The organism is Bacillus sp. CD3-5, from assembly GCF_006349665.1.
Lineage (GTDB): Bacteria > Bacillota > Bacilli > Bacillales > Bacillaceae_G > Bacillus_A > Bacillus_A paranthracis.
This window is the reverse complement of record NZ_VEPX01000027.1, coordinates 1-21595: the sequence shown is the minus strand read 5'-3', so window position 1 is coordinate 21595 and position 21595 is coordinate 1. Positions and strand designations below refer to the sequence as shown.

Here is a 21595-nt window from a genome sequence, read left to right as displayed (position 1 = left end):
AAGTATTACAAGTAACAAAAGGTGATTTCGTAGGATCAGCAAGTGGAGCAGTAGTATTAACAGCATTAATCGTATTTTTATCAAGCGTGTTAGTATAATAAAAACTTTGTAACAAAAGAAAAATGAGAGGAGAATGCAAAATGAAAGAGCAAGTATTACAAGTAACAAAAGGTGACTTTGTAGGATCAGCAAGTGGAGCAGTAGTATTAACAGCATTAATCGTATTTCTATCAAGTGTATTAGTATAATAGAAGTTTTACATTATACAAAACGAAAGGAGAATGAGGAATATGAACAGTGAACAAGTGTTACAAGTAACAAAAACAGATTTATTAGGATCATTAGGTGGAGCGGTAGTATTAACATCATTTATTCTATTCCTTGCAAAAGTATTAGTATGAGACATATAAATACAATCATTCAAAAAAAATAAAGACTCTAGCATATTAGTAAGTAATTAATATGTTGGGGTCTTTTTTATTTTTCTTCTATATATCCCTTCAAGTATGAATAGCCCCTCTATATTTTAAAGAGAAAAAAGTCGAATTTTATATGTAAGAAAAAAAGAGGAATTTGACAGAAAAGATAGAAAATTTTAAAGGTCAGAATTTGTTAGCTTGCTAACTAATTTCTATTAATTGATGTTGGAAGCGTTTTCGGTTGGTTTTAAGTATGAACCATTTAATCTATTTACAGGGGGATGAGGATTTTATGAAACAAAAATCTATGGATACGCTAGCTGCACAAATGGAGGACTTTTTTCCAGTACGTGATGTAGATCATTTGGAGTTTTACGTAGGAAATGCAAAGCAATCAAGTTATTATCTTGCGAGAGCATTCGGATTCAAAATTGTGGCTTACTCTGGATTAGAAACTGGTAACCGTGAAAAAGTATCTTATGTTCTTGTGCAAAAAAATATGCGTTTCGTTGTGTCTGGGGCTTTAAGTAGTGACAATCGTATTGCAGAGTTTGTAAAGACTCATGGTGATGGCGTGAAAGATGTGGCATTACTTGTTGACGATGTTGATAAAGCATACTCAGAAGCGGTGAAACGTGGTGCCGTCGCAATTGCTCCGCCTGTAGAGTTAACAGATGAGAACGGTACATTGAAAAAAGCAGTTATTGGTACGTATGGTGATACAATTCATACGCTTGTAGAGCGTAAAAATTATAAAGGGACATTTATGCCAGGATTCCAAAAGGCTGAGTTTGATATTCCATTTGAAGAGTCAGGTTTAATTGCTGTAGACCATGTAGTTGGTAATGTTGAAAAGATGGAAGAGTGGGTTAGTTATTACGAGAACGTTATGGGCTTTAAACAAATGATCCATTTTGATGATGATGATATCAGTACAGAGTATTCAGCATTAATGTCGAAGGTTATGACAAATGGAAGTCGTATTAAGTTCCCTATTAACGAACCAGCAGATGGAAAGCGAAAATCACAAATTCAAGAATATCTAGAATTCTACAATGGAGCAGGTGTACAACATCTTGCTTTACTAACAAATGACATTGTTAAAACAGTAGAAGCGCTTCGTGCAAATGGTGTGGAGTTTTTAGATACACCAGATACTTATTACGATGAATTAACTGCACGAGTTGGAAAAATTGATGAAGAAATTGATAAGTTAAAAGAATTAAAGATTTTAGTAGATCGCGATGATGAAGGCTATTTACTACAAATTTTTACGAAACCAATTGTAGATCGTCCAACTTTATTTATTGAAATCATTCAACGTAAAGGTTCTCGCGGATTTGGAGAAGGAAACTTTAAAGCGTTATTCGAATCGATTGAAAGAGAACAAGAGCGTCGCGGAAATTTATAAAATTTATATCCACCAGCAAAAACTCCTTTGTTGGTGGAAATTTCATTTTCATAGGGAGGAATCAGGATGAAATTCGTTACATTTCGTCTTCCTTCGAAAGAAATGCGAGCTGGATGGCTTGAAGGTGGCAAGGTAATTGATATGAATCTTGCTAGTGGTGGGAAATTACCTTCTTCTATGTTCGCCTTTTTAGAGAAAGCGGATGAGTATGTAGAGATATTGCGTAATATTAAGAATCCGGAAAAGGGCATATATTCCTTAGAAGAAGTACAATTAGCAGCGGCAATTCCTAATCCGAGTAGTATGCGGGATTTTTACGCGTTTGAACAGCATGTAAAAACAGCTCGCGGCCGAAGAGGGCTAGATGTTGTACCTGAATGGTACGATATCCCGGTTTTTTATTTTACGAACCATCGTGCTGTAATTGGTCCAGATGATGTTGTAATTAGTCCGAAGAAATCTAAAAAACTTGATTATGAGTTAGAGATTGCTTGCGTAATTGGGAAAGAAGGAAGAAATATTTCTCGTGAGCAAGCAGAGGAATATATTTTTGGTTATTGTATTATGAATGATTGGAGTGCAAGGGACTTACAAGCAACAGAAATGAAGGTAGGACTTGGTCCAGCGAAAGGAAAAGATTTTGCAACTTCATTAGGAGCGTACCTTGTTACGAAAGAGGAACTAGATATTTATCGTAATGGTGACCGTTATGAGTTAGAGATGACTGCTCATGTAAATGGAAAGCTATTATCAAAAGGGAACTTTCGAGATATTTACTATACATTTGCTGAAATGATTGAACGTGCTTCGGAAGACGTTACGCTATACCCAGGCGATGTAATTGGTTCTGGAACAGTAGGAACAGGTTGTATTTTAGAACTGGGTACAGAAGAGTGGCTACAAGATGGTGATGTGGTAGAACTTACGATTACTGGTTTAGGTACGTTACGTAATACGGTCAAAATAGAACGGGAAGCAGGTGATGGGCATGTTTTATCGTCACATGGGGGAGCTACCTCATAAACGACATGTACAATTCCGTAAAAAAGATGGATCGCTTTATCGTGAGCAGGTAATGGGAACAAAAGGTTTTTCTGGTACGCAATCTATTTTGTACCATCATTATATGCCAACGGAAGTAGGGCATGCGGCATTATCTCATTCTTGTCAGTTGCAGTATGAAGAAGATGTAGCTCTTGCTCATCGTCATTTTCGCACGAAAGAAAATAAAAAAACTGGCGATGCAGTAAGCGGAAGAAACTTTATGCTTGGGAATGAGGATTTATTAATTGGAGTAGTGACTCCAACAGAAAAAATGGACTATTTCTACCGTAATGGTGATGGCGATGAAATGTTATTTGTTCATTACGGAACAGGGAAAATTGAAACGATGTTTGGAACGATTCACTATCGAAAAGGCGATTATGTAACAATCCCAATTGGAACGATTTATCGTGTTATTCCTGATGAAGGAGAGACTAAGTTTCTTGTTGTAGAGGCGAATAGCCAAATTACAACACCGCGTCGCTATCGCAATGAGTATGGACAATTGTTAGAGCATAGTCCGTTTTGTGAGAGAGATATTCGTGGCCCGGAAAAATTAGAGACGTATGATGAAAAAGGTGAGTTTGTCGTAATGACAAAGTCGCGAGGGTATATGCATAAACATGTTTTAGGACACCATCCGTTAGATGTAGTTGGATGGGATGGCTATTTATATCCGTGGGTCTTTAATGTAGAGGACTTTGAACCAATTACAGGTCGTATTCATCAGCCACCTCCAGTACATCAAACGTTCGAGGGTCACAATTTCGTTATTTGCTCTTTCGTACCACGTTTATACGACTATCATCCAGAATCTATTCCGGCCCCGTATTATCATAGTAACGTGAATAGTGATGAAGTACTGTACTACGTAGAAGGTAACTTTATGAGCCGAAAAGGTGTGGAGGAAGGGTCTATTACACTTCATCCGAGCGGCATTCCTCATGGGCCACATCCTGGGAAAACAGAGGCGAGTATAGGGAAAAAAGAAACGCTTGAATTAGCTGTTATGATAGATACATTCCGTCCGCTTCGTATTGTAAAACAAGCACATGAAACAGAAGATGAAAAATATATGTATAGCTGGATTGAAGAGGGATCATATACTGTGAAATAAGTAAAAAGAGGCATGCTCAATAACGGAGCATGCCTCTTTCATGGAATCGACATGTATAATAATACCAAAGAAAGTTATAGAAAGATATATAGAAAGAATGATAAAAATCGTGCATATTCATAAGAGTTTCTACTTATTTCGACAAAAGTATTGACTGGGGAAAGTACTATGAGTAAAATAAAAAAGCGAATTAAAAATTTTCAGAAAATTTAAAACTTGGAGGAGCATGCTATGAAGCAAATTTTTCAAAAGAAGCCTATTGCAAAGTTAATGCAAGAGAGTAAACAAAAGACGTTAGCAAGAACATTGGGCGCACTAGATTTAACGATGCTTGGAATCGGGGCAATTGTTGGAACGGGTATTTTTGTTCTAACGGGCGTGGTAGCAGCGAAACATTCTGGACCAGCTATTATATTATCATTTGCGATAGCCGCGTTAGCATGTGCCTTTGCTGCATTTTGTTATGCTGAATTTGCTTCTTCAGTTCCTGTCTCAGGCAGTGTGTACACGTACACATATGCGACGATGGGAGAAGTATTCGCATTTTTAATTGGATGGGACTTAATGCTTGAGTATTTACTTGCAACCTCTGCTGTGGCAAATGGTTGGTCCGCGTACTTCCAATCTTTATTAAAGGGATTTGGAATTCATATTCCTATCATCCTTTCCTCAGCTCCTGGTACAGGAAAGGGTGGAATAATTGATTTACCTGCCGTTCTAATTATTTTAGTGATGACAGTTCTTTTATCTAGGGGTGTTCGTGAAAGTGCACGTGTAAATAATATTATGGTATTTATTAAACTAGCGGTTGTTCTTATTTTTATCTTTGCTGGTTTTAATTATGTGAAACCTGAAAACTGGACGCCTTTTATGCCATTTGGCTTAGATGGTGTAATGGCTGGAGCTGCTACAGTGTTCTTTGCATTTATAGGGTTTGATGCAGTTTCAACGGCAGCAGAAGAAGTGAAACGTCCACAACGTGATTTACCAATTGGTATTATTGCATCTTTATTAATTTGTACAGCTCTTTATATTGTTGTTTCGCTTATTTTGACAGGGATTGTTCCATACGGACAGTTAAATATATCAGATCCAGTCGCTTTTGCACTTCAATTTATTGGACAAGATAGTTTAGCAGGAGTCATTTCGGTAGGGGCAATTACAGGGATCACAACAGTAATGTTAGTTATGATGTATGGGCAAGTACGTGTTTCGTATGCAATGAGTAGAGATGGGTTATTGCCGAAGCGTCTTGCTAAAGTTCACCCTAAATTTAAAACACCGTTTTTAAATACGTGGACAACAGGAATTATTGCAGCACTTATTTCAGGATTAATAGATTTAAATGTATTAGCGCATCTTGTAAATATGGGGACTTTATCAGCCTTTGCACTTGTAGCTGTTGCTGTTATTGTAATGAGAAGAACTCATCCTGATTTACCAAGATCATTTAAGGCGCCGCTTGTACCATTTTTACCAGCGTTAACAGTAATTTTTTGTTTATACTTAATGCTTCAATTATCCGGAACGGCTTGGATTAGTTTTGGCGTATGGATGGTTATTGGTATTGCGGTTTACTTTTTATATAGCCGAAAACATAGTGCTTTAAATAATAGTAAAGACGAAGACGATGTAGCAAATTTATAAGTAGGAAAATCCATTCTAATTCTGTTGGAATGGATTTTTTTATTTGAAAATTTACATTTTTCTGAATCTATTATAAGATAATTGTTGGTGAACTAAAGGGGTGAAATGATGAAGAATACGTGGCGTGAATTAAGGGAGATGGACCGTAACGTATGGATTCGGTTTATTGGTGAGACGTTAAATGGAATTGCAATGATGATGTTGATGCCTTTCTTTGCATTATATTTAAAAGATAAGGTAGATTCGTTATTACAGGTTGGAGTTATTATGGCGCTTTCTCCAATTGCTGCGAGTTTTGGATCCATTATAGGGGGAAGAATCGCTGATATATATGGAAGAAAGCCGATTATGATATTTTCGATGGTGAGTAATGCATTATTAATGCTCGGTTTTTTATTTATAGAAGGATTTATTCCGTATGCGATTTTATCAATTTTTTTAGGGTTAAGTAATTCGCTATTTCATCCAGCTGCATCAGCGATGGTTGCGGATGTAACAGTGCCAGAAAAAAGAACAGAAGCATATGGTTTGTTGCGGATGGGGCATAATATAGGTGCTGCAATTGGCCCGATAATGGGGGCTTCAGTAGTTATGTTGTCGAAGAACCTTGTGTTTATTATTGCCTCGTCTACGATGTTATTCTATGCATTGCTTGTATTCGTTCTTATTCAAGAGACAATGCCAAAGATTGCGAATGAGGAAGAGGATAAAGAAAAGGAATCAGGAGTGGTGTGGAAAATTGTATTGCGAGATAAGGCACTCATGATTTATTTATTAGCAGGTATCATTATTTCGATGGGATTTTCTCAAACAGAAGGTATGTTGCCATTGCACTTTGATAATGAAATGAAAGATATTTTTGGAACTAACAATCCATACCCATATTTAATGGCGTTAAACGGACTATTAGTTGTGTTGTTCCAATTTCAAATTTCAAAATGGGCCACAGATAAACCTGTCGGAAAGACGATGTTATATGGTGCATGTTTGTTCGGGATAGGTTTGTTTTTTATAGGTTGGTTACCGAAGTGGTTTGGAGGATTAGATACGAATGCTACAATTATTTTAATAACGTTACTGTTTGTGTATGCCATATATACATTAGGCGAGATGATTATGTCGCCTGTACAGATGACGTTTGTAGCGAATTTGGCCCCTGAGCATTTAAGAGGGACTTATATGGGGGCTGCAAGTTTGCAGTGGATTACAGGAAATGCATTTGGTCCACTTCTTGGGGGGTTTTTATTAGATCGATTACTTGGTCACTTCCTATTTACAATTTTAGCTATAGGATGTGTAGTTGCAGGTGTTGTATATATTTCTTTAGATCGTCTCGTTGAACAAAGGCAAAAAGGCACGCTAACCAAACAATCTTCTTAATAATTAGATGACATACACAAAACAGGGATTTCTACATATTTTAGGTACATAACTAGATTGGGTTGCAATTTTATCCCACTTTAATGGGCAGTAAGACCCTCACCTCAAAATTCAGCGAAAGCAAGGAATTTAGGTGGGGGATCAACTGCCCATAAAAGTCCGATTGGTTCAACTAATAATTAGTAGGGGATGAAGCCCCCCACTGATTAAAGTTTCACTTTATATATTTATGAAGAAATTTAAGTGGAAAAAGTATAGAAAACTAATAAGTGGTGTCATTTAATTATTTGTGGAAGTTGCATTTTATTTCAAATAGGAACTACCTATTTTTATAAAAAGTGCTAAAATAGAAAAATGAAAACAATTGGTTAGGGTGATTTCAGTGACAAAAATTAAATTAGGTTTATTATATGGTGGAAAATCAGCTGAGCATCAAGTTTCGCTACAAACGGCTCTTGCTGCTATTAAAGCATTAAATCAAGATAAATTCGAGATTCATCCAATTTATATTACAGAACAAGGTCAATGGGTACGCGGTGAGCGTATTGAAGGTGAAGTAACAGATGTTGAAGTTCTAAAAATGAGCGGTGCAGAAAATGCGATTTCTCCGCTATCATTAAGCACAGAAATCATTCCATCTGCAAATGCTGAGGAAAATGCTATCGACGTTATTTTCCCATTACTACATGGACCAAATGGTGAAGATGGAACGGTACAAGGGTTATTAGAATTAATGAATATTCCTTATGTAGGAAATGGTGTTCTAGCATCTGCTGCTGGTATGGATAAAGTTGTTATGAAAAACATCTTTGCAGAAGCTGGATTGAAACAAGCAAAATATGCATCATTTATTCGTAGTGCATGGGAAAAAGATCGTGAAACAGCATATGAAAAAGTAGAAGAAGTATTAGGTTACCCTTGCTTCGTAAAACCAGCAAACCTTGGTTCAAGTGTTGGGATTAATAAGTGTAAAAATCGTGAAGAACTTGAGAATGCATTTGAAGAGGCATTCCAATTTGACCGTAAAATTATTGTGGAAGAAAATATCGTTGGACGTGAAGTAGAAGTTGGTGTACTAGGTAATGATGAACCGAAATGTTCAGTTGTAGGTGAAATCGTACCTAAAAAAGACTTCTATGATTATAAGTCGAAATACATCGATGGTGATACAGCGTTAATTATTCCAGCTGAAATGACAGAAGAAGAGTCTAATGTTATTAAGCGAGATGCGATTGTTGCATTCCAATCGTTAGATGGTGCTGGCTTAACGCGAGCTGATTTCTTCTTAACGAAAGATGGAGAAGTATACATTAACGAAGTGAATACGATGCCAGGATTTACGCCGTTTAGTATGTTCCCTCTACTATGGCAACATACTGGATTACCGTATCCAGAATTAATTGAAGAGCTAATTCGTTTAGCAATGGAGCGTCACGAAGAAAAACAAAAAATTAAATATACAATCTAACAAAAAAAGGAGGAGGCACTATTCGAAGGAATAGTGCTTCCTCTATGTAAGGAGTGTTTTTATGATAAATCGAACGTTAAAACAAGTAGAACAAATGACAAATGGTACGGGATTAGCAGAGCAGTATGAGGGAATTACTATACAAGGAGTGTCTATTGATACGAGAAAAATCGAAAAAGGAAACTTATATGTTCCGATTCAAGGTGAACGTTTCGATGGACATGCTTTTGTAGATAAAGCTGTTGAAAATGGAGCTGTGGCGACATTATGGATGAAAGATGTAGCAAATCCACCTGAGAATCTTCCGGTTATTTTTGTAGAAGACACGCTATCAGCATTACAAATGTTAGCAAAAAACTATCGCGACCAATTGGATGTTAAAGTGATTGGTGTGACAGGTAGTAACGGTAAAACATCTACAAAAGATATTGTAACAAGTCTTCTTGCGACTAAATTCAAAGTTCAAAAAACAGAAGGAAACTTCAATAATCATATCGGGCTACCTCTTACTATTTTAAACTTAGAAGAAAATACAGAAGTAGCTGTATTAGAAATGGGAATGTCAAGCCGTGGGGAAATTGAATTCTTATCTAAGTTAGCTCGTCCAAATGCAGCTATCATTACGAACATTGGTGAAGCGCATTTAATGGACTTAGGCTCTCGCGAGGCAATTGCTGAAGCGAAATTAGAAATTGTGACAGGATTACAAGAAGGTGGAGTGTTCGTATATAACGGAGATGAGCCATTATTAACGAATCGTGTTCCTGAAATGAATTTAATAGCTGAAACAGTTACGTTTGGTGATGCTAGAGCAAATGATTACTATCCAACGACTGTAACGTTACAAGCAACTGGGACACACTTTAAAATGAATAGAGAAGAAAATATTTCATTCTATCTACCGGTATTAGGGAAACACAATGTGTATAATACGCTTGCTTCTATGGCAATTGCGAAACATTTTGGTGTAACGTGGGAAGAGATGAAAGAAGGTTTAGTAACACTTCAAATGACAGGCATGCGTATGGAAATTGTAAAAACAAATAGTGGATTAACAATTATCAACGATGCTTATAATGCAAGTCCAACAGCTATGGAAGCAGCATTCCACCTAATGAATGGTTTAGATGGATTCTCTAAAAAAATTGTTGTTCTCGGCGATATGTTAGAGCTTGGAGATCAAGAAGTACAGTTTCATTATGAGGTAGGTAAATTAATCGATCCAGCAAAAATCTCCTATGTGTTCACATATGGTAAATTAGGGGCTCAAATTGCTGAAGGAGCGAAAATTAATTTCCCTAACGAACTTGTAAAGGCTTATGATAATAAAGAAGAGTTAGTAAAAGAGTTGCAAGCAGTAGTCGATGCAAAAGATGTTGTATTAATAAAAGCATCTCGCGGTATGAAATTGGAAGAAGTAATTACGATGTTGAAATAATTGGTGTATATAAATAGGGATGATAGCAACGAAAAAAGAAGAAACTTATAATAAGCGCTTACAGTAAATATAAAAAAATAAAAGTGAAGAAAAAACCTCTGAATATGAAAATAAGGTAACAGTTGGGTTTGCTTTTTACACATACAAAACTTATAATTGATAAAGTGTAATAACGTTTAGAAGTATTTTCGTGAAGAATATACGCCCGTTTATATACGTGAGCATTCAGGAAAAGGGCTTTTCCGCAAATTCGGAAAACGCCTTTTTTTAAATGATAAGTATAGGATAGAAAAGGAGAAGTAACATTGACAACATTTCGAGAATTAGGATTAAGTGATTCTTTACTGCAATCTGTTGAAAGTATGGGCTTTGAAGAGGCTACGCCAATTCAAGCTGAAACAATTCCACATGCATTGCAAGGTAAGGATATTATTGGGCAAGCACAAACAGGTACAGGGAAAACAGCAGCATTCGGATTACCACTATTAGATAAAGTGGATACACATAAAGAATCGGTTCAAGGTATTGTTATCGCGCCAACGCGTGAATTAGCAATTCAAGTTGGAGAAGAGCTATACAAAATTGGTAAACATAAACGCGTTCGTATCTTACCAATTTACGGTGGTCAAGATATTAACCGCCAAATTCGTGCTCTAAAAAAACACCCACACATTATTGTTGGTACGCCGGGTCGTATTTTAGATCATATTAACCGTAAAACACTTCGCTTACAAAACGTAGAGACAGTTGTTCTTGACGAAGCGGATGAAATGTTAAACATGGGCTTCATTGAAGATATTGAAGCAATTTTAACAGATGTGCCAGAAACACACCAAACATTACTATTCTCAGCGACAATGCCGGATCCAATCCGTCGTATTGCTGAGCGTTTCATGACTGAGCCTCAACACATTAAAGTAAAAGCAAAAGAAGTAACAATGCCAAACATTCAGCAGTTCTATTTAGAAGTGCAAGAAAAGAAAAAGTTTGATGTATTGACACGCTTATTAGACATTCAATCTCCAGAGCTTGCGATTGTATTCGGTCGTACAAAGCGTCGTGTTGATGAATTATCAGAAGCATTAAATTTACGTGGTTATGCTGCGGAAGGTATCCATGGTGATTTAACTCAGGCGAAACGTATGTCTGTATTACGTAAGTTCAAAGAAGGTTCTATTGAAGTTCTTGTTGCAACAGACGTTGCTGCACGTGGTCTTGATATTTCAGGTGTAACACACGTATACAACTTCGATATTCCACAAGATCCAGAATCATACGTTCACCGTATTGGCCGTACTGGTCGTGCAGGTAAAAAAGGTATTGCAATGCTATTTGTAACACCACGTGAATCTGGACAATTAAAAAATATCGAGCGTACAACAAAACGTAAAATGGACCGCATGGATGCACCAACACTTGACGAGGCACTAGAAGGTCAACAACGTTTAATCGCTGAAAAACTTCAAAACACAATTGAAAATGAAAACTTAGCATACTACAAGCGTATTGCGGAAGAAATGTTAGAAGAGAACGACTCTGTAACAGTAGTAGCTGCTGCTTTAAAAATGATGACAAAAGAGCCAGATACAACTCCAATCGCTTTAACATCAGAACCACCAGTTGTTGCAAGAGGTGGCGGTTCTAAAAAACGCGGCGGTAACGGAGGCGGATACCGTGATGGTAACCGTAATCGTAGTCGTGATGGACGCGGTGGCGATGGTCGTAACCGTGACCGCAATCGTGATGGTCGTAATCGTGACGGTAACCGTGATCGCAATCGTGATGGCGGCAACCGTGGTCGTCGTGGAGAAGGTCAAGGTCGCCCAGGATCTTCAAACGGACGCGGCGAAAGAAAACATCATAGCCGTAAGCCACAAGCTTAATAGTAAAAAAGAGAATGCCCTTTTCCGGCATTCTCTTTTTTTATTTCTGTAATTGTACATACTACATAATAACTTGTGTAGAAATGAGGTGCTACATGCTTGTAAGACTTGGGTATGTTGCGATGAGTGTACATTTGAAAAACGCATCCCCATCTCAAACGATGACGTACGCGCAGTTTCAAAAAATAGATGATCGGGAAGCGGCGATTCGTAAACTTGAAAGAATTGCTAATTCGAATTTGGAAAATTGCTTACGGTTATTAAAACATAACAAAGGCCATGATATATCCTTTTTTCGACTTAGTTCCAAGTTGATTCCTTTAGCGAATCATGAGGAGTTGTTAGAGTGGAACTACATTCGTCCCTTAAAAGAAAATTTAAAAGTGCTAGGTGATTACGCTATTCGAATGAATATGCGTATTGATTTTCATCCAGATCATTTTGTTGTACTTAATTCACCCGAGGAGAATATTTTTAAACAATCTGTCAAGACATTACAAATGCATAGAAAATTATTAAAAGGTATGGGAATTGAACATAAGCAACGATGTGTAATGCATGTTGGGGGCGGATATAAAGATAAAGAGCTCGCATTAGAGCGTTTTATAGAGAATTGGTCTAACGTCCCAAGAGGTATTCAGGAAATGATTATGTTAGAAAATGATGATACAACTTTTACGCTCGAGGACACATTATATTTAGGAGAAAAGTTGGACATTCCCGTTGTATTTGATTTACATCATCATATGATGAATCATGATCGAGAAGATTGGCATGAAGATTGGGCGCGTGTTGTACATACGTGGGAATCGTCTTTGTTACCGGTGAAAATGCACATTTCTAGTCCTAGAGAGGGAAAAGACCCAAGGGCACATGCAGACTTTATTAATGTAGATACTTTTTTATCTTTTTTAAAAAAGATAAAAGGAAGTGTTCCGCAAATTGATTGTATGATTGAAGCGAAGAAGAAGGATGAGTCTTTATTTCAACTCATGAGAGATTTAAGTGAACAAACAGATGTGGAAATTGTCGATGGTGCGAGCTTTTATATTAAATGAGCTCTGCACCATCGAGTTTTTTTATTAATAAAGGGGTGCAAATACCACCAATGATCAATCCTGTTAAATGGCTGATAGGGTTGGCAGAGGGATTGAAGAAAGTGAATAGTAGTAATATACATATCATAATTGAAAAAAAAGCGATGTCTCTTGGATTGGAAGAACGATATCGGCTATACAATAGAAATAACTGTGCACCTAGCAATCCGAAAATGCCACCAGATGCCCCGGCATGAATGTATTCATGAGGCATAATAAGGTAAGACGAAATATTTCCGAGAATGCCAGAAAGGAAAAAAATAATGATGAAAGAAAAGTGCCCTAGTTGTTTTTCAATAGAAGAGCCAAGCATGAATAAACAAATACTATTAGAAAGAAAATGTTGTAAGTCTACATGTACGAGCAGGGAAGTTATGAGACGCCACCATTCTCCTTTAGCGATATATTCATTAGAAGCTGCCATAGGAAAGAGGGAAAAATCCCCTAATATAATCATGATTAATTGTATGAGAAGTAAAGCAATGGTGATGGGTTGTAAGGAAATGCGGGCGGATGGTATTAGCATATGGTGAGTATCACTCCTTTTGCATCAGAAAGATTCTCTGTTATTCTTACAATATGAAAAAAGAAAGCTAAATAGAAGAAGGGGATTTTGAAATGATTGTAGGGATTGGAATCGATATTATTGAATTGAATCGAATTGAAAAAATGATAGATGGAAAGCTTAAATTTATGGAACGTATTTTAACTGAAAGTGAACGTAATGTTGCTAAGGGGCTGAAGGGAAGCCGCCTTACAGAGTTTGTAGCTGGAAGATTTGCAGCGAAAGAGGCGTATTCAAAAGCGGTAGGGACTGGTATCGGGAAAGAAGTGAGTTTTTTAGATATTGAAGTAAGAAATGATGATAGAGGCAAGCCGATTCTTATTACAAGTACAGAGCATATTGTTCATTTATCAATTAGTCACAGTAAGGAATTTGCTGTTGCTCAAGTTGTTTTAGAAAGCTCGTCACGCTAGTCTGCATATTTTATATCTTTGTCTCATATATTTGTGGTAGCGATAAGGAAGGTACATCTTCCATTCATTTATAGGGGCAAAGGGGCTGAAGTGATGAAAAGGCGTCTGTTTTTAGTTCTTGTCGGTTTATTAACCGTTTTTGTGTTGGCCGGTTGTATGGAGAAGAAACAAGATGATGTTGTGAGAGATTTAGAGGCGAAAGTAAAAGGGTTGAAAAGCTATCAAGCTGAAGCGAAATTATCTATTAAAACAGGGAATGAGCCTCAGGAGTATAAGGTAGAAATATGGCATAAGGAACCTTCTTTTTATCGTGTGAATTTGCAGAATGCGAAAAAAGATCAAAGTCAAATTATTTTAAGAAATGAAGAAGGAGTATTTGTATTAACGCCAGCTCTTAATAAGAGTTTCCGTTTCCAAAGTGATTGGCCGCAAAATAGTAGCCAGGCTTATTTATACGAATCTCTTGTGAGAGATATTTTACAGGATAAGAAAAACCTTACTTTTGAAAAAACAGATAAGCATTATATTTTTAAAACAAAAACAAACTATCAGCATCAAAACATGTTGCCGAGACAAGAGATTACGTTGAAGAAAAGTGATTTAACGCCAGTTTCGGTGAAGTTAATGGATAATGATCAAAATGTTCTTGTGAAAGTAGATTTCTCTAAAGTGAAATTCGACGCGAAATTTGATAAAGGTGCATTTGATACGAAACAAAATATGTCTAGAGCGCAAGTAGATGTTCAAACGACAGCGAAAGAAGACAAACCGTTTGCTATTTTATATCCACGTGATACGCCACAAGGTATGACTTTGAAAGATGAAAAAGAGTTGAAGACAGACAGTGGCAAGCGTGCAATACTCACATACACTGGAAGTAAGAAATCCTTTACTTTAATACAAGAAAAGGCAAAAGTTGCAGAGGCTTCGTCAGCAATAAGTGTGAGCGGAGAATTGGTTGATCTTGGCTTTACAATTGGAGCATTGACGAAAGACTCTTTAACGTGGTCGCATAACGGAGTAGAATATATGCTCGTGTCTAAAGGTTTAGAGCCGAAGGAGCTATTAATGGTTGCTCGTTCAGTTACAGAGAAGCAAGTGAAGTAACTTCTTAGACGTGGTGATATATGTGCACCACGTCTTTTCTTAGTTTGAAGGGTGGATTTCATAAAAGAAGCATATAAAAGAATAAGCTTCGCATATCGTGTATAAGGAAGTGTATTTATGGAAGAAGCACCATTTTACCGTGACACTTGGGTGGAAGTGGATTTAGATGCCATTTATAACAACGTTACACATATTAAAGAATTTATCCCGAGTGGTGTAGAAATTTTTGCCGTAGTTAAAGGGAATGCATATGGGCACGATTATGTACCGGTGGCTAAAACAGCATTAGAAGCGGGGGCGACAAGGTTAGCAGTTGCGTTCTTAGATGAAGCTTTAGTGCTTCGAAGAGCTGGTATTACTGCGCCGATTTTAGTGTTAGGTCCTTCTCCTCCTCGTGATATAAATGTAGCTGCTGAAAATGATGTAGCATTAACTGTTTTTCAAAAGGAATGGGTAGATGAAGCAATCAAACTTTGGGATGGTTCGTCTACGATGAAATACCATATTAATTTCGATAGTGGTATGGGGAGAATTGGAATACGTGAACGTAAAGAATTAAAAGGATTTTTAAAAAGCTTAGAAGGTGCACCATTCTTAGAATTGGAAGGAGTTTATACGCATTTTGCAACAGCAGATGAGGTGGAGACTTCTTACTTTGATAAGCAATATAACACATTTTTGGAGCAGTTAAGTTGGTTGAAAGAATTCGGAGTGAATCCTAAGTTTGTTCATACAGCTAATAGTGCTGCAACGCTACGTTTTCAAGGGATTACATTTAATGCAGTACGAATTGGCATTGCGATGTATGGGTTATCTCCATCTGTAGAAATACGCCCTTTTTTACCGCTTAAATTAGAACCAGCGCTATCATTGCATACGAAAGTTGCTCATATTAAACAGGTGATTAAAGGGGATGGAATTAGTTATAACGTCACTTATCGAACGAAAACTGAAGAATGGATTGCGACCGTTGCAATTGGTTATGCAGATGGCTGGCTTAGAAGATTACAAGGATTTGAAGTGCTTGTAAATGGTAAAAGGGTACCGATTGTGGGTCGAGTAACGATGGATCAATTTATGATACACCTTCCTTGTAAAGTGCCTCTTGGTACGAAAGTTACACTCATCGGAAGGCAAGGAGATGAATATATTAGCGCTACAGAGGTTGCGGAATATTCAGGAACTATTAATTATGAAATTATTACAACGATTAGTTTCCGTGTGCCGAGAATATTTATACGGAACGGTAAAGTTGTGGAAGTAATCAATTATTTGAATGATATATAGAAGGTAGTATGATTTGCTTCTTGTCATGTGAGAGGACTTTTCGTTGGCTAAGAATAAGTTCGTTTTTTGACGAGAAGCTTTTTACTTATCATTACTTTTAACATAATTTAACGTGGAAACTCTTCCGTTTCTTGTTGTAATGAGATAAAAAATAAAAGAATATGAATGTTTTGTTTGTGAATTGGAAAACATAAGCAAGGAATAAGGAAGTCTTTGCAACAGGCTCCATACAATGGTATTATTACAATAGGTGTCATATATATATTTGGGTGTGTAGTTGACGGTGGAGGTGTATTTTTGTGTCCGAATCAAGTGTAACTACTGAAATCGTGGTTCGGTTGCCAAAGCAAATGGTAACGGAATTGGACGGAATTGGAAAACAAGAGAATAAGAATCGCCATGAACTAATTTGCCAGGCAACACAACTGTTATTGCGTCAACATAAGACGAAGAAACGCTACCAACATGAATCAATGCGACGTGGGTACATTGAAATGGGAAAAATTAATCTTGGTATTGCATCTGAAGCTTTCTTAGCAGAGTATGAAGCAGCTCATACAGTAGAACGCTTAGTTAGCGGGGGGTAATATTTTGATTGTAAAACGCGGCGACGTGTATTTTGCAGACCTTTCCCCAGTTGTTGGTTCTGAGCAAGGAGGCGTTCGTCCGGTTCTTGTCATTCAAAATGACATCGGAAATCGTTTTAGTCCAACGGTGATTGTAGCGGCTATTACTGCACAGATTCAAAAAGCGAAATTACCCACTCATGTGGAAATTGATGCGAAAAAGTACGGTTTTGAGAGAGATTCTGTTATTTTACTTGAGCAGATTCGAACAATCGATAAGCAGCGCTTAACGGACAAAATCACTCACTTAGATGAAGTGATGATGATTCGTGTAGATGAAGCGCTACAAATTAGTTTAGGACTAATAGATTTTTAAATCGGCAGTTTAAGTTGCTCTCTTTGAAGGGCAACTTTTTTTATTATAGAGGAGGTTACGGTTGTATATGGAAATGGTAGATAATCGACAAGCGTTAATGAAAATGTTAGTGAAGGAATTAGGCTTTACCGAAAAGCAAGTTCGTCATGTTATTCAATTAACAGAAGAAGGTAACACAGTTCCATTTATTGCTCGTTACCGAAAAGAATGGACAGGCTCTTTAGATGAAGTGCAAATTCGTACAATTTTAGAGAGATGGCAATATATAATGCAGCTTGAAGATAGGAAAGAAGAGGTTCTTCGTCTTATTGATGAGAAGGGGAAACTGACAGGAGAATTACATCAGCAAATTGTGAAAGCTACAAAGTTGCAAGAAGTAGAAGATTTATATCGTCCGTATAAAGAGAAGAGAAGAACGAAAGCAACGATTGCAAAAGAAAAAGGGTTAGAGCCATTAGCTGAATGGTTATTGTTATATACGAAAGAAGATCCGAATCAGAAGGCAATAGAGTTTATAAATGCCGAGAAAGAAGTGCAATCTGCAGAGGAAGCATTGCAAGGTGCTCAAGACATTATTGCAGAAATCGTTTCAGATGAAGCGGCATATCGTAGTTGGATTCGGAATGTTACTTTTCGAAAAGGTGTTATGTCCTCGGCTGTAAAAGATGAAGAGAAAGATGAAAAAAATATATATGAAATGTATTACAGTTATGAAGAACCGTTGCAGAAAGTCGTGCCGCATCGCGTATTAGCGATGAATCGAGGTGAGAAAGAAGATATATTGAGAGTTTCTGTTGTTCCACCAGTAGATGAGATAGTAACTTTCTTATATAAGAAAGTAATTCGTGATAACGATTCAAAAAGTGCACAGTATGTAAAGTTAGCAATTGAGGATGGTTATAAACGATTAATTCAACCCTCTATTGAAAGGGAGATTCGAAAAGAATTAACAGAAACAGCTGAGGAACAAGCGATACATATTTTCTCTGAGAACTTACGTAATTTGTTATTACAACCTCCGATGAAAGGAAAGGTTGTGTTAGCTGTAGACCCTGCATATAGAACGGGGTGTAAATTAGCTATCGTAGACGATACGGGAAAAGTTTTATATATTGATGTTATTTATCCGCATCCACCAGTGCGTAAATATGAAGATGCAAAAGCGAAAGTTCTTTCTATTATAGATAAATATCAAGTTGAAATGATTGCGATTGGGAATGGTACAGCTTCTAGAGAATCGGAAGAATTTATAGTTGATGTATTACAAAATGTGGAACGAGAAGTCTTCTATATTATTGTAAACGAAGCTGGTGCGAGTGTGTATTCGGCTTCTGATTTAGCACGTGAGGAATTCCCGGATTTGCAGGTTGAAGAAAGAAGTGCGGTTTCTATTGGTAGGCGTCTGCAAGATCCACTTGCTGAACTTGTAAAGATTGATCCGAAATCAGTTGGGGTTGGACAATATCAACATGATGTGTCTCAAAAAAGATTAAATGAATCATTAACGTTTGTAGTAGAGACAGCAGTTAACCAAGTCGGTGTGAATGTAAATACAGCTTCAGTTGCGTTGTTGCAATATGTTTCAGGCTTATCAAAAACTGTTGCGAAAAATATTGTAGCAAAGCGTGAAGAAGAAGGGAAATTTACAAAACGAACAGACTTAAAGAAAATACCACGTCTAGGTGCGAAGACATATGAACAATGTATAGGTTTCTTACGTATATTAGAAGGGGCAAATCCGTTAGACCGTACAGGTATTCACCCAGAACAATATAAAAATGTTGAATTGTTATTAAAGAGTCTAGGTTTATCAAAAGATGACGTAGGGCAACCACAATTACAAAAGAGTTTAGAAGAAGTAGAGATTTCTAAGTTGTCGCAAGAAACGGGAGTTGGAGAACCAACATTAGTTGATATTATAGATGCACTCATTAGTCCAGAGCGAGACATGAGGGATGAGTTGCCTAAACCGCTTCTGAAAAAAGGGATTTTGAAATTAGAAGATTTAAAACGTGGTATGGAACTGGAAGGGACAGTTCGTAACGTTGTTGATTTCGGTGCTTTCGTTGATGTAGGTGTGAAACAAGATGGGTTAGTACATATTTCTAAACTAAGCAAACAATACGTGAAGCATCCGTTAGATGTTGTATCTGTCGGACAAATCGTCAAAGTATGGGTAGATGATATTGATACGAAAAAAGGTCGCGTTGCATTATCTATGTTGCCGATTGAATAGTAAGAGAAGAGAGCAGATGAAACTGCTCTTTTTTTATAGGATAAAACGTGTAATGGATTAGGAACTTTGATGTATTTTGCTATAATAAAACCAGCATTCATTTAGTAATTTAATTTGATACCGGTTTTTTTCAAAATATGCGCGTTGCATTTGTTTTTTGAGCCATGTAGGCATAGGAATCCCTCCTTGTTTAATCCTACTCTCATAAATGTAAAGTACTATTGATGAGAGGTTGGTGAGTGGATTTCTATTTTTGCTATGTTTTTAGAAACCACGCTTCTTGAATGAGGATGGGTATATGTACTATTTAATATATGTATAAGAGAGGAGAAAAGTGTAAAAATATTTTTTTGTTTAGGAGGAATGAAAATGGATGAGCAAGAAATACAGCGGCTAGTGGAAGAAGTATCACTACAATATTTCGGAATGCCGTTTTTACATAAAGCAATGTTTAATAGTAGGTTGCGTACAACTGGTGGACGTTATCTGTTGAATACACATAATATTGAACTGAATTATCGATATTATGAAATGTATGGGAAAGAAGAATTAGTTGGGATTGTTAAACATGAACTTTGTCATTATCACTTACATATTGCGGGAAGAGGGTATAAGCATCGGGATAAGGATTTTCGAGAATTATTAAAGGCAGTTGATGCACCACGCTTTTGTAAACGAATGATAAATGAAGAGAAGGGCAAAAAGGTTTATATGTATGAATGTATGGAATGCTCACTTCAATATGTAAGGAGGCGTCAAATAAATACAAAAAGATATGTCTGCGGAAAGTGTAAAGGGAAACTAATCTTGATAAAGAAAACATCTTGACAGTGAAAACGCAATCCGGTATATTATAAACATGTCACGTTTGTACAAGATGTTGTGAAAAAACCTCTTGACTTACGATAAGAATTTTTATAAGATACAAATTGTCTTTATTATTCCGCAGTAGCTCAGTGGTAGAGCTATCGGCTGTTAACCGATCGGTCGTAGGTTCGAGTCCTACCTGCGGAGCCATACAGAGAAGTACCCAAGTGGCTCAAGGGGCTCCCCTGCTAAGGGAGTAGATCGCGAACGCGGTGCGAGGGTTCGAATCCCTTCTTCTCTGCCATTCATATTGGCCCGTTGGTCAAGTGGTTAAGACACCGCCCTTTCACGGCGGTAACACGGGTTCGAATCCCGTACGGGTCACCACTTCGGAGGATTAGCTCAGCTGGGAGAGCACCTGCCTTACAAGCAGGGGGTCGGCGGTTCGATCCCGTCATCCTCCACCATAATATTATAATGAAAAGTAAAATGACATTAATGTAAAGATTAAATGGTCCCGTGGTGTAGTGGTTAACATGCCTGCCTGTCACGCAGGAGATCGCCGGTTCGACCCCGGTCGGGACCGCCATTTTAACTTCTGCTAATTGGCAGTTGTTTTTTATTGGTCATTATGGTACAATAACATTTGTCTTTGAAAATAAGATAAGTATTTCGATGGGCTATAGCCAAGCGGTAAGGCAACGGACTTTGACTCCGTCATGCGCTGGTTCGAATCCAGCTAGCCCAGCCATTTACGAGCCATTAGCTCAGTTGGTAGAGCATCTGACTTTTAATCAGAGGGTCGAAGGTTCGAGTCCTTCATGGCTCACTTTTGTTTTTTCCGCGCGGTCGTGGCGGAACGGCAGACGCGCTAGGTTGAGGGCCTAGTGGGGGAAACCCCGTGGAGGTTCAAGTCCTCTCGGCCGCATCAAAAATCTTTCGAAAAAAGTACTTGCATTTGAAAATGTAGTATGATAAGATAATTGAGTCGCCAAAATACAACGACGAAAAAACATCATGAATAAGCGCCCGTAGCTCAATTGGATAGAGCGTTTGACTACGGATCAAGAGGTTAGGGGTTCGACTCCTCTCGGGCGCGCCAATTACGGGAAGTGGCTCAGCTTGGTAGAGCACCTGGTTTGGGACCAGGGGGTCGCAGGTTCAAATCCTGTCTTCCCGACCACGCGGGTGTAGTTTAGTGGTAAAACAAGAGCCTTCCAAGCTCTGGTCGAGAGTTCGATTCTCTTCACCCGCTTTTAGTTCTTTGAAAACTGAACGAAACAAACAACGTGAAACGTCAATTTTTATTTTAGATGCTAGACAAACTAACTTTA

General features: G+C 37.5%; 21 protein-coding genes and 11 tRNA genes. 30 read left to right on the top strand and 2 right to left on the bottom strand.

The genetic code is table 11. The features are described from left to right. The 12 genes from FH036_RS26530 to uvsE form a co-directional block, all read left to right on the top strand. Positions 1–98, top strand: a 98-nt coding sequence (locus tag FH036_RS26530) for a DUF3948 family protein (RefSeq protein ID WP_016100038.1), incomplete at its 5' end; no start/stop codon positions are given. 42 nt (positions 99–140) lie between these two features. Next, a complete protein-coding gene (locus FH036_RS26525) occupies positions 141–248 on the top strand; it encodes a DUF3948 family protein (RefSeq protein ID WP_000664237.1) in 108 nt (35 codons plus the stop codon). Positions 249–281: 33 nt separating this feature from the next. Beyond that, positions 282–401, top strand: a complete 120-nt coding sequence (locus FH036_RS26520; RefSeq protein WP_001984893.1) for a DUF3948 family protein — start codon at positions 282–284, stop codon at positions 399–401. 310 nt (positions 402–711) lie between these two features. Then, complete coding sequence (gene hppD, locus FH036_RS26515) at positions 712–1830, top strand: 4-hydroxyphenylpyruvate dioxygenase (protein WP_000810913.1); 1119 nt, start codon at positions 712–714, stop codon at positions 1828–1830. Between the two features lie 66 nt (positions 1831–1896). Then, on the top strand, positions 1897–2853 hold the full coding sequence (locus tag FH036_RS26510; protein WP_139896422.1) for a fumarylacetoacetate hydrolase family protein: 957 nt from the start codon (positions 1897–1899) through the stop codon (positions 2851–2853). Next, the gene (locus FH036_RS26505; RefSeq protein WP_000499913.1) at positions 2819–3991 is read left to right on the top strand and encodes a homogentisate 1,2-dioxygenase; all 1173 of its coding nucleotides are present in this window, start codon (positions 2819–2821) and stop codon (positions 3989–3991) included. The genes FH036_RS26510 and FH036_RS26505 overlap by 35 nt, the downstream gene beginning before the upstream one ends. 231 nt (positions 3992–4222) lie before the next feature. After that, positions 4223–5638 carry a branched-chain amino acid transporter BcaP gene (gene bcaP, locus FH036_RS26500; RefSeq protein ID WP_138322552.1) on the top strand — a complete coding sequence of 472 codons (1416 nt, stop codon included), beginning with the start codon at positions 4223–4225 and terminating at the stop codon, positions 5636–5638. A gap of 108 nt (positions 5639–5746) precedes the next feature. Beyond that, positions 5747–7018 (top strand): MDR family MFS transporter, encoded by a 1272-nt coding sequence (locus FH036_RS26495; protein WP_139896421.1) that lies wholly within the window; start codon positions 5747–5749, stop codon positions 7016–7018. Between the two features lie 382 nt (positions 7019–7400). Then, the gene (locus FH036_RS26490) at positions 7401–8486 is read left to right on the top strand and encodes a D-alanine--D-alanine ligase (RefSeq protein ID WP_000161443.1); all 1086 of its coding nucleotides are present in this window, start codon (positions 7401–7403) and stop codon (positions 8484–8486) included. A gap of 61 nt (positions 8487–8547) precedes the next feature. Further along, positions 8548–9924, top strand: a complete 1377-nt coding sequence (gene murF / locus FH036_RS26485; RefSeq protein ID WP_139896420.1) for a UDP-N-acetylmuramoyl-tripeptide--D-alanyl-D-alanine ligase — start codon at positions 8548–8550, stop codon at positions 9922–9924. A 305-nt stretch (positions 9925–10229) separates the two neighbouring features. Next, positions 10230–11807 (top strand): degradosome RNA helicase CshA, encoded by a 1578-nt coding sequence (gene cshA / locus FH036_RS26480; protein ID WP_000206582.1) that lies wholly within the window; start codon positions 10230–10232, stop codon positions 11805–11807. A 95-nt stretch (positions 11808–11902) separates the two neighbouring features. Next, positions 11903–12865 (top strand): UV DNA damage repair endonuclease UvsE, encoded by a 963-nt coding sequence (gene uvsE / locus FH036_RS26475; RefSeq protein ID WP_000961156.1) that lies wholly within the window; start codon positions 11903–11905, stop codon positions 12863–12865. Here uvsE and FH036_RS26470 read toward each other — a convergent pair. Continuing rightward, complete coding sequence (locus FH036_RS26470) at positions 12858–13430, bottom strand: rhomboid family intramembrane serine protease (protein WP_139896419.1); 573 nt, start codon at positions 13428–13430, stop codon at positions 12858–12860. The two genes, uvsE and FH036_RS26470, sit on opposite strands and share 8 nt — an antisense overlap. Positions 13431–13522: 92 nt before the next feature. Between FH036_RS26470 and acpS the strand changes: the two genes are divergently transcribed. The 6 genes from acpS to FH036_RS26440 all read left to right on the top strand — a co-directional run bounded on the left by acpS (position 13523) and on the right by FH036_RS26440 (position 19454). After that, the gene (gene acpS / locus FH036_RS26465; protein ID WP_000635037.1) at positions 13523–13882 is read left to right on the top strand and encodes a holo-ACP synthase; all 360 of its coding nucleotides are present in this window, start codon (positions 13523–13525) and stop codon (positions 13880–13882) included. Between the two features lie 156 nt (positions 13883–14038). After that, positions 14039–14989, top strand: a complete 951-nt coding sequence (locus FH036_RS26460) for a LolA family protein (protein WP_025388382.1) — start codon at positions 14039–14041, stop codon at positions 14987–14989. Between the two features lie 117 nt (positions 14990–15106). Then, positions 15107–16276, top strand: a complete 1170-nt coding sequence (gene alr, locus FH036_RS26455; protein WP_000390609.1) for an alanine racemase — start codon at positions 15107–15109, stop codon at positions 16274–16276. Positions 16277–16575: 299 nt separating this feature from the next. Next, on the top strand, positions 16576–16863 hold the full coding sequence (locus FH036_RS26450) for an antitoxin EndoAI (protein WP_000004570.1): 288 nt from the start codon (positions 16576–16578) through the stop codon (positions 16861–16863). A 4-nt stretch (positions 16864–16867) separates the two neighbouring features. After that, a complete protein-coding gene (gene ndoA / locus FH036_RS26445) occupies positions 16868–17218 on the top strand; it encodes a type II toxin-antitoxin system endoribonuclease NdoA (protein ID WP_000635963.1) in 351 nt (116 codons plus the stop codon). A gap of 67 nt (positions 17219–17285) precedes the next feature. Beyond that, on the top strand, positions 17286–19454 hold the full coding sequence (locus FH036_RS26440; RefSeq protein ID WP_070805102.1) for a Tex family protein: 2169 nt from the start codon (positions 17286–17288) through the stop codon (positions 19452–19454). A gap of 57 nt (positions 19455–19511) precedes the next feature. Here the strand turns inward: FH036_RS26440 and cmpA are convergent, their stop codons facing one another. Further along, positions 19512–19628: a cortex morphogenetic protein CmpA gene (cmpA, locus tag FH036_RS26435; RefSeq protein ID WP_001143642.1), complete on the bottom strand. Its 117-nt coding sequence runs from the start codon at positions 19626–19628 to the stop codon at positions 19512–19514. Positions 19629–19823: 195 nt separating this feature from the next. Here cmpA and FH036_RS26430 point away from each other — a divergent pair, with 195 nt between their 5' ends. The 12 genes from FH036_RS26430 (at position 19824) to FH036_RS26375 (ending at position 21516) form a co-directional block, all read left to right on the top strand. Further along, positions 19824–20282, top strand: a complete 459-nt coding sequence (locus FH036_RS26430; protein ID WP_000344246.1) for a SprT family protein — start codon at positions 19824–19826, stop codon at positions 20280–20282. Between the two features lie 114 nt (positions 20283–20396). Beyond that, positions 20397–20471, top strand: a tRNA-Asn gene (locus FH036_RS26425). 3 nt (positions 20472–20474) lie between these two features. Then, positions 20475–20565 (top strand) — tRNA-Ser (locus tag FH036_RS26420). Positions 20566–20573: 8 nt separating this feature from the next. Then, positions 20574–20648: transfer RNA gene (locus tag FH036_RS26415), tRNA-Glu, on the top strand. A 4-nt stretch (positions 20649–20652) separates the two neighbouring features. Beyond that, positions 20653–20728, top strand: a tRNA-Val gene (locus tag FH036_RS26410). Positions 20729–20774: 46 nt separating this feature from the next. After that, positions 20775–20850 (top strand) — tRNA-Asp (locus FH036_RS26405). A gap of 87 nt (positions 20851–20937) precedes the next feature. Next, positions 20938–21012 (top strand) — tRNA-Gln (locus FH036_RS26400). 5 nt (positions 21013–21017) lie between these two features. Next, positions 21018–21090 (top strand) — tRNA-Lys (locus FH036_RS26395). A 16-nt stretch (positions 21091–21106) separates the two neighbouring features. Next, a tRNA-Leu gene (locus tag FH036_RS26390) sits at positions 21107–21189 on the top strand. Positions 21190–21286: 97 nt separating this feature from the next. Beyond that, positions 21287–21363, top strand: a tRNA-Arg gene (locus tag FH036_RS26385). A gap of 4 nt (positions 21364–21367) precedes the next feature. Beyond that, a tRNA-Pro gene (locus FH036_RS26380) sits at positions 21368–21444 on the top strand. Between the two features lies 1 nt (position 21445). Beyond that, a tRNA-Gly gene (locus FH036_RS26375) sits at positions 21446–21516 on the top strand. The last annotated feature ends 79 nt before the right edge of the window (positions 21517–21595 follow it).

What these genes read in the sequence shown, in the direction of transcription:
- FH036_RS26525 (WP_000664237.1), top strand. Translation starts at nt 141, where the DNA reads ATGAAAGAGCAAGTATTACAAGTAACAAAAGGTGACTTTGTAGGATCA.
- FH036_RS26520 (WP_001984893.1), top strand. Translation starts at nt 282, where the DNA reads ATGAGGAATATGAACAGTGAACAAGTGTTACAAGTAACAAAAACAGAT.
- hppD (WP_000810913.1), top strand. Translation starts at nt 712, where the DNA reads ATGAAACAAAAATCTATGGATACGCTAGCTGCACAAATGGAGGACTTT.
- FH036_RS26510 (WP_139896422.1), top strand. Translation starts at nt 1,897, where the DNA reads ATGAAATTCGTTACATTTCGTCTTCCTTCGAAAGAAATGCGAGCTGGA.
- FH036_RS26505 (WP_000499913.1), top strand. Translation starts at nt 2,819, where the DNA reads ATGTTTTATCGTCACATGGGGGAGCTACCTCATAAACGACATGTACAA.
- bcaP (WP_138322552.1), top strand. Translation starts at nt 4,223, where the DNA reads ATGAAGCAAATTTTTCAAAAGAAGCCTATTGCAAAGTTAATGCAAGAG.
- FH036_RS26495 (WP_139896421.1), top strand. Translation starts at nt 5,747, where the DNA reads ATGAAGAATACGTGGCGTGAATTAAGGGAGATGGACCGTAACGTATGG.
- murF (WP_139896420.1), top strand. Translation starts at nt 8,548, where the DNA reads ATGATAAATCGAACGTTAAAACAAGTAGAACAAATGACAAATGGTACG.
- uvsE (WP_000961156.1), top strand. Translation starts at nt 11,903, where the DNA reads ATGCTTGTAAGACTTGGGTATGTTGCGATGAGTGTACATTTGAAAAAC.
- FH036_RS26470 (WP_139896419.1), bottom strand. Translation starts at nt 13,430, where the DNA reads ATGCTAATACCATCCGCCCGCATTTCCTTACAACCCATCACCATTGCT.
- acpS (WP_000635037.1), top strand. Translation starts at nt 13,523, where the DNA reads ATGATTGTAGGGATTGGAATCGATATTATTGAATTGAATCGAATTGAA.
- FH036_RS26460 (WP_025388382.1), top strand. Translation starts at nt 14,039, where the DNA reads ATGGAGAAGAAACAAGATGATGTTGTGAGAGATTTAGAGGCGAAAGTA.
- alr (WP_000390609.1), top strand. Translation starts at nt 15,107, where the DNA reads ATGGAAGAAGCACCATTTTACCGTGACACTTGGGTGGAAGTGGATTTA.
- FH036_RS26440 (WP_070805102.1), top strand. Translation starts at nt 17,286, where the DNA reads ATGGAAATGGTAGATAATCGACAAGCGTTAATGAAAATGTTAGTGAAG.
- cmpA (WP_001143642.1), bottom strand. Translation starts at nt 19,628, where the DNA reads ATGCCTACATGGCTCAAAAAACAAATGCAACGCGCATATTTTGAAAAA.
- FH036_RS26430 (WP_000344246.1), top strand. Translation starts at nt 19,824, where the DNA reads ATGGATGAGCAAGAAATACAGCGGCTAGTGGAAGAAGTATCACTACAA.